The organism is Duganella sp. 1411, assembly GCF_017833525.1.
In the GTDB taxonomy this organism is placed as follows: Bacteria; Pseudomonadota; Gammaproteobacteria; order Burkholderiales; family Burkholderiaceae_D; genus Rugamonas.
In genome coordinates, this window is sequence record NZ_JAFICD010000001.1 from 1,754,461 (window position 1) to 1,769,164 (window position 14,704).

Annotated in this window: 10 protein-coding genes; 3 read left to right on the top strand and 7 right to left on the bottom strand. The window is 66.1% G+C overall.

What is annotated here, in order from left to right; genetic code table 11:
* Positions 1–77: 77 nt before the first annotated feature.
* From JOD97_RS07085 to JOD97_RS07105, 5 genes are all read right to left on the bottom strand, one after another.
* Entirely contained in the window at positions 78–473 is a 396-nt protein-coding gene (locus JOD97_RS07085; protein ID WP_209714619.1) for a hypothetical protein, read from the bottom strand.
* A 14-nt stretch (positions 474–487) separates the two neighbouring features.
* Positions 488–1,534 (bottom strand): GGDEF domain-containing protein, encoded by a 1,047-nt coding sequence (locus JOD97_RS07090; protein ID WP_209714621.1) that lies wholly within the window; start codon positions 1,532–1,534, stop codon positions 488–490.
* Between the two features lie 31 nt (positions 1,535–1,565).
* Positions 1,566–4,640, bottom strand: a complete 3,075-nt coding sequence (locus JOD97_RS07095; protein WP_209714623.1) for an efflux RND transporter permease subunit — start codon at positions 4,638–4,640, stop codon at positions 1,566–1,568.
* Positions 4,641–4,650: 10 nt separating this feature from the next.
* Positions 4,651–5,799: an efflux RND transporter periplasmic adaptor subunit gene (locus JOD97_RS07100; RefSeq protein WP_209714625.1), complete on the bottom strand. Its 1,149-nt coding sequence runs from the start codon at positions 5,797–5,799 to the stop codon at positions 4,651–4,653.
* A gap of 68 nt (positions 5,800–5,867) precedes the next feature.
* Entirely contained in the window at positions 5,868–7,409 is a 1,542-nt protein-coding gene (locus JOD97_RS07105) for an efflux transporter outer membrane subunit (protein WP_209714627.1), read from the bottom strand.
* Positions 7,410–7,663: 254 nt separating this feature from the next.
* On the opposite strand from JOD97_RS07105, the gene JOD97_RS07110 reads away from it, so the two are divergent.
* On the top strand, positions 7,664–8,590 hold the full coding sequence (locus tag JOD97_RS07110; protein WP_209714629.1) for a glycoside hydrolase family 6 protein: 927 nt from the start codon (positions 7,664–7,666) through the stop codon (positions 8,588–8,590).
* 87 nt (positions 8,591–8,677) lie between these two features.
* Here the strand turns inward: JOD97_RS07110 and JOD97_RS07115 are convergent, their stop codons facing one another.
* Entirely contained in the window at positions 8,678–9,298 is a 621-nt protein-coding gene (locus JOD97_RS07115) for a hypothetical protein (RefSeq protein ID WP_209714631.1), read from the bottom strand.
* Between the two features lie 428 nt (positions 9,299–9,726).
* Between JOD97_RS07115 and JOD97_RS07120 the strand changes: the two genes are divergently transcribed.
* Entirely contained in the window at positions 9,727–10,326 is a 600-nt protein-coding gene (locus JOD97_RS07120) for a PEP-CTERM sorting domain-containing protein (RefSeq protein ID WP_209714633.1), read from the top strand.
* Between the two features lie 28 nt (positions 10,327–10,354).
* On the top strand, positions 10,355–13,939 hold the full coding sequence (locus JOD97_RS07125; protein ID WP_209714634.1) for a pectinesterase family protein: 3,585 nt from the start codon (positions 10,355–10,357) through the stop codon (positions 13,937–13,939).
* On the opposite strand, the gene pcaD is transcribed toward JOD97_RS07125, so the two are convergent.
* Complete coding sequence (gene pcaD / locus JOD97_RS07130) at positions 13,940–14,704, bottom strand: 3-oxoadipate enol-lactonase (RefSeq protein WP_209714636.1); 765 nt, start codon at positions 14,702–14,704, stop codon at positions 13,940–13,942.

Below are 14,704 nucleotides of genomic sequence, written 5' to 3' on the forward strand. Positions count from 1 at the left end.
GTAATCCGCCATGCATGCGCCGTCAGCGGCTCATCGATGGCCGACATTGCCAGCAGCATCTGAAAAAGTAGACAGCGTCACAGGCATTTACCACGCAGCGCCGCCGCGATCACCCACGGCAGCGAATACGGCCCGGCGACGCCGATGGCGCCTATCTTGGCCGGTTGATGCTTAAGCGCGTCTCCATGCAGGCAATCGGGCACCTTGGCTTCCTCGAACGCGGCGGTCATGATTCTTTGCGTCGTGCCGGCGCTAAGGGTGCCGGCATCCCGACTGACGCCAACGCCCGACCGCGCGTCCTCGGCCACGGTCTCGCGCACGGCCTTCCTGATCACAGCGTCGGTCAAGCCAGTCGGCCCGCCGGCGGGCGCCGCCTCCAGCGCCGCCGGCATGGGCGGTTCCGGCGCCTGCTGCGCGCCGGCCGGCGCGGTCACCGCCACCACCAACAGCCCCGCCACCATCATCCGCCTCATACAGCCTCCCGCGCTCAGACCTGTTCCGTATTCTCCACCGGTGGCGCGAGGCTGTCCACCCTCACGGCATTGCGGCCGGCCTGCTTGGCCGCATACAGCATTTTATCGGCGCGCATCAGCCAGTCGGCCGGCTTGCCCGCTTTGTCCATGCCCGCCACGCCGATCGACACGGTGATCGGATGCCCTTCGATCAGCGGCTCGGCGGCGACGGCGGCGCGCAGGCCCTCGGCCAGGCGACTGGCCGCGCTCAGCCCCGCGCCGGTGGCGATGATGGCGAATTCCTCGCCGCCGTAGCGGAAGATCCGGTCCGATGACCGCGTGTGGTTGCGCATCAATTGGCACAGGCGCACCAGCACCTGGTCGCCGGTCGCGTGTCCGTGCTGGTCGTTGACCTGCTTGAAGTGGTCCAGGTCCAGCAGCAGCAGGCTCGATTCCAGATGCGGCCTGCGCTCGCCGGCGTAGGCCTCGAGCTTGCGATCCAGCGCGCGGCGGTTGCCGACGCCCGTCAGGAAGTCGCGCTCGACCTCCGTGTGCAGTTCCTGGTTCTGCAATCCGGTGCGATGCGAGAAGATGTAGGCGAACAGGTTGACCAGCGAGATCGTCACCACCACCGTGAACAGGTTGAGCAACTCCAGCTCGCGCAGCAGGATCGCCACCAGCACCAGCATCGACACGCTGTTGATCGCCAGCGCCACGGCCGGCCGCAGCATGAAATAGGCGGCGATCATGGTCGGATAGACCCAGTACACCAGCGACAAGCCGCGCAGATGGATGGTGGCCAGCATGCCGGCCGAATAAAACAGCGTCACGCCCAGGCTGGCGGCCTTGTAACGACCGGTGCGCAGCACGTGGACAATCACCGCCAGCATCGCCCCCACCAGCGCCAGATCGACGGCGGCGGAGATCCAGCTGCCCTGCAGCAGCCGGTAGATACCGAACGGCAGGATGCTCGGTATGCTCAATGAGCACATCAACAAGAGAATGACTTCTTCCTTGCTTCGCTTGCGCCGGGCGGCCAACCAGGCCAGCCGGCCGCCCAGCATCTTCTCTAAATCAGGCATAAAGGTGTACAGTGGTCTCTTCAGTTTCTTATTATCCGGGCGCGTGCGCTTGCGCCGGCGACGCCGGACGTTCTCCGGCAGGCGCCTCGGCCTTGTGCTCCCCCGCCAACAGCATGTACATCGCCGGCACCACGAACAGCGTAAACAGCGTGCCGATCGACAGCCCGGTGAAAATCACCAATCCCATCGCGTGCCGGCCGGCGGCGCCGGCGCCGGAGGCGATCACCAGCGGCACCACGCCGAACACCATGGCGGCCGTGGTCATCAAAATCGGCCGCAGACGGGTGGCGGAGGCTTCCTCGATCGCTTCGCGCTTGCTCTTTCCGGCCGCTCGCAAGTGGTTCGCCACTTCGACGATCAGGATACCATGCTTGGAGATCAATCCCATCAATGTCACCAGCCCCACCTGCGTATAAATATTGATCGAGGCGAAGCCGAGGAAGATGAAGGTCATCGCGCCGAACAGCGCCATCGGCACCGAGAACAGGATCACGATCGGATCGCGGAAGCTCTCGAACTGCGCCGCCAGCGCCAGGAACACGATGACCACGGCGAAGGCCATGGTCATGACGAAGCCGCCCGATTCGGTCATGAACTGGCGCGACGAGCCGGAATAATCGACCGTGTAGCCGGCCGGCGCCACTTCGCGCACGGCGTTGCGCAGGTATTCCAGGATCTCGCCCTGCGACGCCCCGCTGACGCCGGAGATGGTGGCCGAATTGAGCTGCTGGAAGCGCGTGACCGATTCCGGCTGCACGCTGTACTGGATGCTGGCCACGGTGCTGGCCGGGATCATGCCGCCGTTGGGCGTCTTGATGTAGAAATTCAGCACATCCGACGGATTGAGGCGGTCGACCTGGCGCACCTGCGGTATCACCTTGTACGAGCGGCCGGAGATCGAGAAGTAGTTGACGTAGCCGCCGCCCAGCGCCGCCGCCATGGCGTTGCCGAAGTCCTGTTGCGTCAAGCCCAGGGTACTGAGCTTGTCGCGGTCGACCACCACCTTGGCCTGCGGCGAATCGATCTTGAGGTCGACGTCGGCGAAGTAGAACTTGCCGTCCTTGTTGGCCTTGTCCAGCACCGCGTGCGCGACGTTGTTGAGGTTCTCGAACGGCTCGGTGGTGGTGATGACAAACTGCACCGGCAGGCCCGAGCTGCCCGGCAGCGCCGGGAACTGGAACGCCGCCACGCGGCCGCCGGCGACGGTGCCCCACTTCTGCTGCAGCTCGCGCTGGATCTCGGCGGCCGAGCGGCCACGCTTGTCCCACGGCTTGAACAGCACCCCGCCGATGCCGGCGTTGGTGGTTGGTACCCCCGTGATCTGGAACATCTGGTCGTACTCCGGCAGCGCCTTGGCGATATCGAAAATCTGCTTGGCGTAGGCCTGCATCTGGTCCGAGGTGGCGGTCGGCGCGCCGACCACCTGCGACAGCACGATGCCCTGGTCCTCCTCCGGCGCCAGTTCCGACTGCGACATCTTGAACATCACACCCAGCAGCGCGCTCAGGATCACACCCAGCACGATCAGCACCGCCCAGGTGTTGAGCAGGCTATGGAGCAGCCGCAGGTAGCCGTTGTGGACCTTCTCGAACACGCGGTCGATGGCCTTGACGAACTTCCCCTGGTCCTGCTTGGGGTCGAACACGTAGGCGCACATCATCGGCGACAAGGTCAGCGCGACGATGCCCGACACCGCCACCGCGCCGGCCAGCGTGAACGCGAACTCGGTGAACAGCGCGCCCGTCAAGCCGCCCTGGAAGCCGATCGGCACGTACACGGCGATCAGCACCACCGTCATCGCCAGGATCGGGCTGCCCAACTCGCGCGCGGCGAGGATGGCGGCGTCGAACGGCTTCATGCCGGCCTTCATGTGGCGGTCGACGTTTTCCACCACGATGATGGCGTCGTCGACCACCAGGCCGATCGCCAGCACGATGGCCAGCAAGGTCAATAGATTGATCGAATACCCCAGCATCAGCATCATGAAGAAGGTGCCGATCAGCGACAGCGGCATGGCGATCACCGGCACGATCACCGCCCGCAGGCTGCCCAGGAACAGATAGATCACCACCGTCACGATCAGCAGCGCCTCGACCAGCGTCATGATCACCTCGTGGATGGAGGTGTTGATGAACTCCGTCGAATCGTAGACGATCTCCCCGGTCAGGCCCGTGGGCAGCTGCTCCTTGATCGCCGGGAAGGCCTCGCGCACGCGCGTGGCCACCTCCAGGATGTTGGCCTCCGGCGCCACCTTGATACCGATGAACACCGAGCGCACGCCGCTGAAGGCGACGTTGAAGTCATAGTTCTCCGACCCCAAGGTGACGTTGGCGACATCCTCCAGCCGCACGATGGCGCCGCCGCTCTGCTTGACGGCCAGCGCCTTGAATTCCTCCACCGTGTGCAGGTCGGTGCCGGCGGTCAGCGGCACGCTGACCATCTGGCCCTTGGTCGAGCCCAGGCCGGCCAGGTAGTTGTTGGACGCCAGCGCCGCGCTGACGTCCGTCGCGGTGACGCCGTGCGCCGCCATCTTGCCGGCGTCGAGCCAGGCGCGCAGCGCGAACTGGCGCGCGCCCAGCAGCTCGGCCGTCTGCACGCCCTGGATCGAATCGAGCTTGGGCTTGACCACCCGCGCCAGGAAATCGGTGACGTTGTTGGTCGGCAGCGTGTCGCTGTAAAAGCCCATGTACATCGCGTCCGTGGTCTGGCCCATCTGCACCGTCAGCACCGGTTGCTGCGCCTGTTGCGGCAGCTGGTTGCGCACCGAGTTGACCTGCGTGGTGATCTCGGTCAGCGCGCGGTTGGAGTCGTAATTGAGCAGCAGGGTCGCGGTGATCGTCGACACGCCGCTGTTGCTCGACGAGGACAGGTAATCGATGCCCTGCGCCTGCGCGATGGCCGCCTCCAGCGGCTGCGTGATGAAGCCGGCCACGGTGGCGGCGTCGGCGCCGTAGTAGGTGGTCGAAATGGTGACCACGGCGTTCTGCGTTTTCGGGTACTGGTTGATCGGAAGGCTGAACAGCGAGCGCAGGCCCAGCACCACGATCAGCAGGCTGATGACGCTCGCCAGCACCGGGCGTTTGATGAAGATGTCGGTAAAGTTCATGGCACCGTCCTCAATGTTCTTGCGGCGTCGGGTTCGGGCTGTTGGACGGCTGCACCGTGTTGTTGATCACGGCCGGCGTGCCATTCTTCAGTTTCAGCTGGCCGCTGGTGACCACGGTCTGGCCCTCCTTGATGCCGGTGAGGACGGCCACCTGGTCGCCGCGGGTCGGCCCGGTGGTGACGAACACCTCCTGCGCCACCAGTTGCGCATTGCCCTTGTCATCCTTCGGCGGCTCCTTGCCGTTTTGCGCCTTGGCCGGCGCCAGCACGAACACCGTCGAGCCATACGGATTGTAGGTGATGGCCGTCTGCGGCAAGGTCAGGTATTTTTTCAGCTCGCCCTGATCCAAACTGACGTTGGCGAACATGCCCGGCAACAGCTGGCGCTTGGCGTTGGCCACCGTCGCCTGCACCTGCACGTTGCGGGTGGCCGCGTCGACCTTGGGACTGATCGACGTCACCTTGGCGGGGAAGGCCACGCCGGGCCAGGCGTCGCTGCTCAAGTTGAGCTTCTGGCCGATCGACAGGCCGGCGATCTGCTTTTGCGGCACGAAGAAATCGACGTACACGGTATCGATGGTTTGCAGGGTCACCAGCGTGTCGCCCGGGTTCAGGTACTGGCCGGGATTGACGGCGGTGATCCCCAGCTTGCCGGCGAACGGCGCGCGGATGGTTTTCTTGTCGACCAGCGCCTGCTGCTGCGCCGTCAGCGCCTTGCGGCTTTTCAGGTCCGCCTCGTCGTTATCGACCTGCGCCTGGCTGATGGCTTGCGCCGCCAGCTGCAGCTTGTCGCGCTTGAGCACCGTCGCCGCCAGGTCGGCCGCCGCCTGCAGCGAGCGCAGTTGGGCGATATCCGATTCGGCGTTCATTTCGAACAGCACCTGGCCCGCCTTGACCTCGTCGCCGGACTTGAAATTCACCTTGCGCACCATGCCGGCGATTTCGGTGGTCACGTCGACGCCGCGCACCGGCACCAGCGTGCCGACGGCGGTGAGCTGCGGCTGCCATTCCACCACCGGCACCTTGATCGCGGTGACCGTCTGCGCGCCCGGCTTGGGCGAGCTGGCGATAAGTTTTTGAATCTGCAGATATTTTCCAAAGGCCAGTACGGCGATCAGTAGGATCACGCACCCTACCATGATGAGCATACGCTTGGTCATGAATCAGTCTCCTGCGTTTTTGGGATGTCCGACAAAATCCGGTCTTGCATCGACTCGCGGGCGCGCCGCTACGGACTTTTGCTGATCGACGGCGCCGCCGACACCGGCGCGGCGGCCGGCACGCCGTCGGCGCGGTTCCACCAGCCGCCGCCCAGCGCCTGGAACAGCGCCGCCGTGTCGGCGTAGCGGGCGGCCTGCGCCTGCACCAGGTTGATATGCGCCTGCTGATAGCTGCGCTGGGCGTCGAGCAGCGCCAGATAGCTGATCGCGCCGAGTTTGTACTGCTCGGTGGCCAGCGCCAGCGATTCGGCGGCCAAGGCCTCCGCCTCGGCCTGCGCCTTGAGCGCCTGCGCGTCCGTATCGAGCGCGCGCAGGCTGTCGGCGACGTTCTGGAACGCCGTCAGCAACGTCGCCCGGTACTGCGCCGCCGCCGCGTCATACGCCGCCTCGGCCGCGCGGCGCTGGGCGCTCAACGCGCCGCCGTTGAAGATCGGCGCCGCCAGCCCGGCCGCCAGGCTCCATACCGCGCTGTTGGCCTCGAACAGGTTGCCGAAGGTCGGGCTGGAGGCGCCATAGCTGCCGCTCAGGGTGAACTGCGGATACTGCGCCGCCGTCGCCACGCCGATCAAGGCGCTGGCCTGGTGCAGCAATTCCTCGCTGGCGCGGATGTCGGGACGCTGGCGCACCAGCGCCGACGGCAGCGACACCGGCAGCGTCTCGGGCAAGGTCAGTGTGTCGAGCGCGAATTCCGGCATGCCGGCCTCGCTGGGCAGCTTGCCCGCCAGGACCGAGAGCTGATGGCGGCTGTGCGCCAGCGCCTTCTCCAGCGGCGGCAAGGTGGCCGCGACCTGCGCCACCTGATTGCGCTGGCTCAGTACCGTGGTGCGCGGTATGGCGCCGAACTCGAACTGCTTCTCGATCACGCCGAGCTGTTTGTTCAAGGCGTCGAGCACCTCGCGCGTGGCCTGGATCTGCGCCCGCAGCGAGGCCTCCTGGATCGCCGTCGTCACCACGTTGGCGCTCAAGGCCAGGTAGGTCGCCTCGACCTGGAAGCGTTGGTAGTCGACCGTCGCCCGCGCCGCCTCCAGCGTGCGGCGGGTGGCGCCGAAGACGTCCGGCGTGTACGAGACATTGACCGAGGCGTTATACAGATTGAAGACGCCGGCCGCGCCGCCGGTGCCGGTGCCGGCCGCGCCGGCCTTCTGGCGCGACACGCCCAGTTGGCCGTTGACCGCCGGCCAAACCAGGTTGCCCGCCTGCGCGGCGTAGTTTTCCTGCGCCTGGCGCAGCGTCGCCTCGGCCGCCGCCATGCTCGGGTTCTGCGCCAAGGCGTTGCGGATCAACTGGTCCAGCGCCGGCGAGCGGAACACCGTCCACCACTGGGCCGGTATGTCCTGCCCCATCGAAAACTGCTGGACCGCGCCGGCGGCATTGGACGCCGGGGCCGACGCGGTGCGCGCCGCCAGCGGTGCCGGCGTGTAGCGATCCGTGGCGGCCGCCGGCGGCTCCGGCGTCTTGAAGTTGGGGCCGAGCGCGCACGCGCTCAAACCGGCGGCGACGACCGCCATCACCCCCGCCCGCGCGGCCGGACCCCTATATCGTTTTACCATAACCAGCTCCCGTTATGTCCGGGACGAGCGTCTCCCACCCGTGGCCCGATGTCCAACGTCTTCAAAGATCAGATAGTCATTTGACCACATGTTCGCATTTTTTCCGGGCGCGGTGTCGTTTTTTGTTCGGTGCGCCGCGTATCGTTGGGTGCGGCTGCAATTGAAACATCTATGTATAATTTTCTTGCATTTAATGCAAATCGCAACCCACCGACCGCCGGCCACAGCGCGGCTACCCCACCGGAGACTGCACCATGATCAAGACACTAATACAACCCACGTTGGCCTTGCTGCTGGCCGCCACCGGCGCCGCCAACGCGGCCACCGGCCTGTACGTCGATCCGCAGTCGAGCGCGGCGGTCTGGGCCCGGGCCAACCCGAGCGACGGCCGCGCCGCCGATATCGCCAACCGCATCGCCAATCAACCGGGCGCCAGGTGGTTCGGCGGCTGGAGCGGCGACATCGGCAGCGCCGTCGGCGGCTACGTGGGCGCGGCGGCGGCGGCCAACCGGATTCCGGTGCTGGTGGCCTACAACATTCCCGCGCGCGACTGCGGCCAAGCCAGCGCCGGCGGCGCCGGCTCGCTGGCGGCCTACCAGGATTGGATACGGGCGTTCGCCAGCGCGTTGGGTAACCGCCAGGCGATCGTCGTGCTGGAGCCGGACGCGCTGCCCCAGCTCGATTGCCTCGACGCCAACGGCAAGGCCGCGCGCCTGCAACTGTTCCAGTACGCGGTGACGCAGTTCAAGAACCTGGCGACGCAGACCTCGCTCTACCTCGACATCGGCAACAGCTCGTGGCTGGCGCCGGCCGAAGCGGCGACCCGCCTGGCCAACGCCGGCATCGCCAACGCCCACGGTTTTTCGCTCAACGTGTCGAACTACCGCACCGACGCCGAAAGCAACGCCTACGGCATCGCCGTGAGCAACGCGCTGCAGCAGCAAAAGGGCTACGGCAAACCGTTCGTCGTCGATACCAGCCGCAATGGCAACGGTCCCAACGGCACCCAGTGGTGCGACCCGGCCGGCCGCAAGATCGGTGTGACCTCGCGCATCAACCCGGCCGGCAGCCAGCCGGAAATGACGTTGTGGATCAAATCGCCGGGCGAGGCGGACGGTTGCGCGGCGGCGGCCGGCGCGTTCTCGCCGGAGCTGGCCTATAAATTGATCTACGGCTATTGAGCGGCGGGCGCACCCCGGCGGCGCGCCCATAAAAAAAGGGCTTTGCCGTCGTGGCAAAGCCCTTTCTGATAGATGCTTGAGGCGGGATCAGGCCAGCGCGGCCGCCACCACGCCGTAGGCGCGATTGGCTTCGGTCAGCGAGAACGCGGACGGACCGTCGACCAGCGCGTCGGTCGAGCGCTCGCTGCTGCGATAGGTGATCGGCAGCTGATAGCGGCGGCGCTCTTCTTCGCTGATCTTGCCGTCGTTGTTCAAGTCGGCCGCCTGGTGATTCTTGTCGCGCAGGCCTAGCACGCCGTCTTCGCCCACGCCGGGCAAAGGCTCCGGCGACACCAAGTTTTCCGGCGTGTCGTTATCGAGACCGAACTTGGCTTGGAAGATCTGGGTTTCCGGACGCAGCGCCAGGCGCTTCAGGCCGTCGTCGAACTGTTTCAACGCCTGCTTCAGGCCGTCGTCATCGGATTCGTTGACGGCCTTGACCATCGCGCTGGCCTTGTCGGCGGCGCTGACGGCATTGGTGGCATCGCTGGAGTCGACTTGCGCCGGGGCGTTAAAGCCAGGCAACGATAAATAAGCAGCAACGGAAGCGTTCAGCTCGACATTTTGCATGTCGGTGGATGGCTCGCGCTTCTTGTTAGGGTCGAGCGCCGCCTGTGCGATCACATCCGCAAACCGGGTGGCGCCACCTATGGCATTTATCATAATCATCATCGACTCCTGTAGGGAGATTCCTCACAGCACAATTCTACCAATAATTTTCCCTAGAAGCACCATTTTTAGCGGGCTGCAGCCGCGAAAAGTTGATTATTCGCACGAAAATACGGGTAACTCATCGTTAAAATTTATCGGTTTTCGATTGCTATAGTTTCTATTCATAGCGATAACTTGCGTTCGAACATGCTGCGGGTTTTATTGGCCAGTCCACCTTGCGTGATTGGTCAGACCACCGTAGAATTGACCACAGGAATTAGCAAACTTACATCGCCTTCCCGTAACACCACCTGTACGACAGATTTTTGACCAACCGCGAGCTCGGCGCTTCCTGCGTCCTCCTCTCGGTGGCACGGCATACGCGAGGTGTGCCGACCGGCGACCGGCAAAGACCGGCGTTGTTGAACCCAATATCTGGAGACAAAATGCACACCTCACTACACAAAGCCGTGGCCGCCGCATGTTTCGCGCTGGCCGCCGGCGCCGCGCACGCGGCCGCCGATCCGCTGCACAACGCGATCATCACCGCCAGCTACAACGGCCAGCCCGGCGGCATGCTGGGCGCCGACCACCTGTTCGCCGATGAAGCGGGCAGCAATGTCAGCGCCCTCGATCCGATCGAGCCGGGCGCCGAATTCCTGAGCCGCGACTACCTGCTGGCGTTCGACTTCGCCCCCGACGGCCGCCTGACCATCTTCAACAACGGCGCCCTGCCCGCCGGCGCCTACAGCGCCAGCTTCGATTTTGGCGCCACCCTGGCCGCGCCCATCACCGGCTTCAGCGTGCTCGATGCCGGCCCCACCAGCGGCACGCCGGTGCTCAGCATCGTCAACGGCCACACCATCTCGATCGACCTGACGGACGTGGCCTGGAACGGCGACTTCAGCGCGCTGACGACCGCGATCACCTTGCAAGGACCGGTGGCGCCGGTGCCCGAACCGGATGCCGCGTGGATGATGCTGGCCGGCCTGGTCGGCATCGGCATGCTGGCCCGCCGCCGCCGCGACGCCGCGACACCGCGCTAACAACGCCCACCCAAACAAGGAGCATTCAATGAAACTGACTCGTTTCAGGGCCGCGCTACGCCTGTCCTGTTCACTGGCCGTATCTTTATCGCTGTTCGCGGCCACCGCCGTCAGCGCCGCCGCCATCGATTCCGCGCTGCAAACCGCGCCCGCCGACGGCTTCGCCGGCCAGGCCGGCGGCACCGTCGGCGGGTCCGCCGCGATCCCGTCGCAGATCTACACCGCCACCAATCGCGCCGAATTGGTCGCTGCGCTTCGGCGCGGCGCCGCCAATCCGAAGATCGTCAAGCTGCGCGGCACCATCGATATGAGCGAGGGCGTGCCCTACGCGAACACCGGCGACCAGGCCAGCCGCGGCCTGATACGCCTGCCCAGCAACACCACGCTGATCGGCGACGGCGCGGGCGCCGGCATCGTCAACGGCCATATCGTCGTCGCCGGCGTCTCGCAGGTCATCATCCGCAACCTGAAGATCGTCAACCCGTGCGACGTCGGTCCGATCTGGGACCCGAACGACGGCGCCCTGGGCAACTGGAACTCGGCCTTCGACGCCATCGGCGTGACCACCTCGGATCACGTCTGGGTCGACCACAACACCTTCACCGACGGCGCCATGACCGACGACCTGCTGCCGATCGAGAACGGCCAGGTCAAGCAATGCCACGACGGTTCGGTCGACATCACCAAGGCGTCGGATTACGTGACCGTGTCGTATAACGTCTTCGGTCAGCACCGTAAAAATAACCTGATCGGCTCCAGCGACAACGACCCCGCCGACGCGGGCAAGCTGCACGTCAGCTTCAGCAACAACGTCTTCCGCGATGTCGTCAGCCGCTCGCCGCGCGTGCGCTACGGCCAGGTCCACATGTTCAACAACTACTTCGTGGGCAGCAAGACGAATCCGGTCTATCCGCACGAATACTCGATCGGCGTGGGCCACGCTTCGCAGATCCTGTCGCACAACAACGTGTTCGAGATCGCCGGCGGAGCTGCCGCGCTGCGCTGCCGCGACGTCATCGAACCGATAGGCGGCACCATCCGGGGCACCTTCAAGGACACCGGCTCGGCGCTCAACGGCGCGCCGCTGAGCGGCTGCACAGTGCCGCTCAACGTCACCTTCACCGCGCCGTACGCGTACACCGCGCGTCCGCTGGCGCTGGTCAAGGCCAACGCGCTGGCACAGGCCGGCGACGGCAAGCTGACCACCACCATCACCGGCAGCGGCGACGTCACGCCCGACACCACCGTCACGCTGAACTGCCCGCCCACGGGACTCTACTTCTGCGACGACTTCCAGAACGGCGGCACCGCCAACTGGAACCTGCTGCCGGTGGCCGGCGCCAACGGCAGCTTCAGCGTCAAGGCCGAAAGCGTCGGCGCGACCAACCTGGTGATGCAGTACACCGCCGCCACCACCGGCGGCGTGCTGGCGCTGCTCAAGCCCGCCGCGCTGGCCGCCGTGCCGTCGGCCGACTACTACGTCGAGGCCCGCATCAAGCCGATGACCAACAGCACCACCGGCAACAAGCAGCTGTATCTGATCACGCGCTACAAGGACGCCAACAACTGGTACGGCGCCGGCCTGAACGTGCAAAGCAGCACCGCCAGCACGCAGGTGGAGATCGCCCGCATGCTCAACGCCACGCTGTCGCGTCCCAAACAGGCGAAAAAACCGATCCTGATGGACGCCCAGTTCTACACGGTGCGCTTCGAAATGATCGGCACCGCCCTCACCGTCTACCTGGACGGCGAGGCGCTGGGCACCGTGACCGACGCGTCGTTCGCCGAACGCGGTCTGGTGGGGCTGTACACCACCAACAAGTCGTTCCAGATCGACGACGTGCGCATCGGCGACCCGTCGCTCAAACCCGCGCAGCTGACGCTCAATCCATCGTCGGTGGCCTACATCGCCGAGGTGGGCGACACGCCGCTGGCCATCAACGTCACCGCCGTCAAACCGGACGGCACACAGGATAGCTACACGGCCGCCTCCAGCAAGCCGGGTGTGGCCGCCGTCGCCGTCAACGGCGGCACGCTGACGCTCACGCCCGTCGGCGCCGGCACCGCGACGATCACCGTCACCAGCGCATCGGATCCCACGCTGCAGCGGACCATCGCGGCCACCATCAGCCCTCAGTTCGTGCAGCCGTCGCAGGCCTATCCGCTGGGCGGCGCCACGCAGCCGGCCGCCGCCGCCGCTTCGGCCCACGTCGACGCCCCGCTCAAGCTGACCTTCGATACCGCGCCGACCCTGGGCGCCGGCGGCAGCATCCGCATCTTCCGCAAGAGCGACGACGCGCTGGTCGACGTCATCCGCTTGACCGGCGAGACGGATATCCTGGGCTACGCCGGCCAGGCCACGGTCCGCAAGGTCAACACCACGCCGGTCACGATCAGCGGCAATACGGTGACGATCAAACCGCACAGCAACAAGCTCGATTACGGCACCGAGTACTACGTCGCCATCTCCAACGGCGTGTTCACCGGCACCTCGCTGGGCGGCATCCCGTTCGTCGGCATCGGCAAACTGGGTGACTGGTCGTTCACCACGCGCGCCTCGGGACCGGCGCCGGGCGCCGCCAGCGTGACCGTGGGCGCGGCCGACGACGCCGACTTCAGCTCCGTGCAGGCGGCGCTCAATTATGCGATGAAGGACGTGGCGGTCAATGATCCGCTGACGATCACCGTGCGCAACGGCACCTATACCGAGCTGCTTTACCTGCGCGGCAAAAACAACGTCACGCTGGTGGGCGAAAGCCGCGACGGCGCCGTCATCCAGTACACCAACTACGACAGCTTAAACAGCGGCACCGGCGGCAGCCAGCCCGCCGACAGCGCGGCGACTTCAGGCGGCCGCCCGGTGATGCTGGTGGAAGCGGCCGACATGCTGACCATCGACACGCTCACGCTGCGCAACACGACGCTGCGCTCCAGCGCCATCTCGGCCCAGGCGGAGGCGATCTACTTCAACAACGACAGCGGCCGGCTGGTGGCGAAGAACGCCGCCTTCTTCAGCGAGCAGGATACGCTGAACCTCAAGGGCTACGCCTGGTTCTACCGCAGCCTGGTGGCGGGGAACGTGGACTTCATCTGGGGTGGCAGCCGCGCGGCGCTGTTCGAGGAAAGCGAAATCCGCTCGGTCGGCGACACCACCAGCGCGACCGGCGGCGGCTACGTGCTGCAGGCACGCGTGCCCAACGCCACGGACAAGGGCTTCGTCTTCCTCAACAGCAGCCTGACGCACGGCCCCGGTCCGGGTCCGCTGCACGGCGACGTGCCGGCCGGCGCCACCTGGCTGGCGCGCAGTCCGGGCGGGACCTCGACGTGGGACAACATCGCCTTCATCAATACCAAGATGGATAACCACATCGCCACCGCCGGCTGGGCCGGCGCGGGTGTCAACGGCCAGCCGGCGCCGAATCCGGTGGTGCCGACGGCGGCCAGCGGCTGGCGCGAGTACGGCAGCACCACGCTGGGCGGCGATCCGATCAACCTGGCCGCGCGCGTGGGCGGCTTCCAGTTGAGCGCAACCGATGTCGCGGCGGGTTTCGCCAACCGCGCGCTGGTGTTCTCCGCATGGAACGGCGGCGCCGGATGGGACCCGCAGCCTTAATCAGCGCAGGAACGCCGCCAGCGCCTGATTGAAGGCTTGGGGCGCTTCGATGTTCGAGATATGGGACGCGGCCAGCGTGACGGTGGCCGCGTCCTTGATCTTTTGTTGCATGAAGGCGGCATCGACCGGTGTCGTCACCGGGTCGTGCGCGCCGGCGATGATCAGCGTCGCATTGGGTATCGTGGCGATTTTCTCGCGCAGGTCGGCGACGGCCAGCGCCTCGCAGCAGGCCGCGTAGCCGTCCACGTTCCCCTGCCGCAGGGCCGCCACCAGCGCGGCCACGCGTTCCGGCTCGCGGGCGACGAAATCCGGCGTGAACCAGCGCCCGGCCGCGCCATCGGCGATGCCGGCCAATCCCTCCTCGCGCGCCATCCGCGCCCGCTGCCGCCAGCCATCCGCCGTGCCGACGCGCGCGGCCGAATTGGCGATCACCAGTTTATCGATCCTGTCGTACGCGTACACGCCGAGCCACTGCGCGGTCAGCCCGCCCATCGACAACCCGCAAAAATGCGCGTGGCTGATGCTTAAGTGGTCCATCAGCGCCAGCACGTCGCCGCCCAGCTGCGCAAGGCTGTACGGACCAGCGGGATCGGATGACCGGCCATGTCCGCGCGTGTCGTAGCGGACGACGTGATAGTCCTTGCTCAGTTCCCGCGCCTGCGCATCCCACATCTCCAGCGTGGTGCCGAGGGAATTGGAGAACAACAGCGCCGGCAGCCCCGGGGAACCTTCGGTCTCGTAATGGATTCCGTTCGCGACCGGCAT

Coding starts and splice junctions, on each gene's coding strand:
- JOD97_RS07085 (WP_209714619.1), bottom strand. CDS start 473: ATGAGGCGGATGATGGTGGCGGGGCTGTTGGTGGTGGCGGTGACCGCG.
- JOD97_RS07095 (WP_209714623.1), bottom strand. CDS start 4,640: ATGAACTTTACCGACATCTTCATCAAACGCCCGGTGCTGGCGAGCGTC.
- pcaD (WP_209714636.1), bottom strand. CDS start 14,704: ATGCCGGTCGCGAACGGAATCCATTACGAGACCGAAGGTTCCCCGGGG.
- JOD97_RS07120 (WP_209714633.1), top strand. CDS start 9,727: ATGCACACCTCACTACACAAAGCCGTGGCCGCCGCATGTTTCGCGCTG.
- JOD97_RS07115 (WP_209714631.1), bottom strand. CDS start 9,298: ATGATTATGATAAATGCCATAGGTGGCGCCACCCGGTTTGCGGATGTG.
- JOD97_RS07090 (WP_209714621.1), bottom strand. CDS start 1,534: ATGCCTGATTTAGAGAAGATGCTGGGCGGCCGGCTGGCCTGGTTGGCC.
- JOD97_RS07110 (WP_209714629.1), top strand. CDS start 7,664: ATGATCAAGACACTAATACAACCCACGTTGGCCTTGCTGCTGGCCGCC.
- JOD97_RS07105 (WP_209714627.1), bottom strand. CDS start 7,409: ATGGTAAAACGATATAGGGGTCCGGCCGCGCGGGCGGGGGTGATGGCG.
- JOD97_RS07100 (WP_209714625.1), bottom strand. CDS start 5,799: ATGACCAAGCGTATGCTCATCATGGTAGGGTGCGTGATCCTACTGATC.
- JOD97_RS07125 (WP_209714634.1), top strand. CDS start 10,355: ATGAAACTGACTCGTTTCAGGGCCGCGCTACGCCTGTCCTGTTCACTG.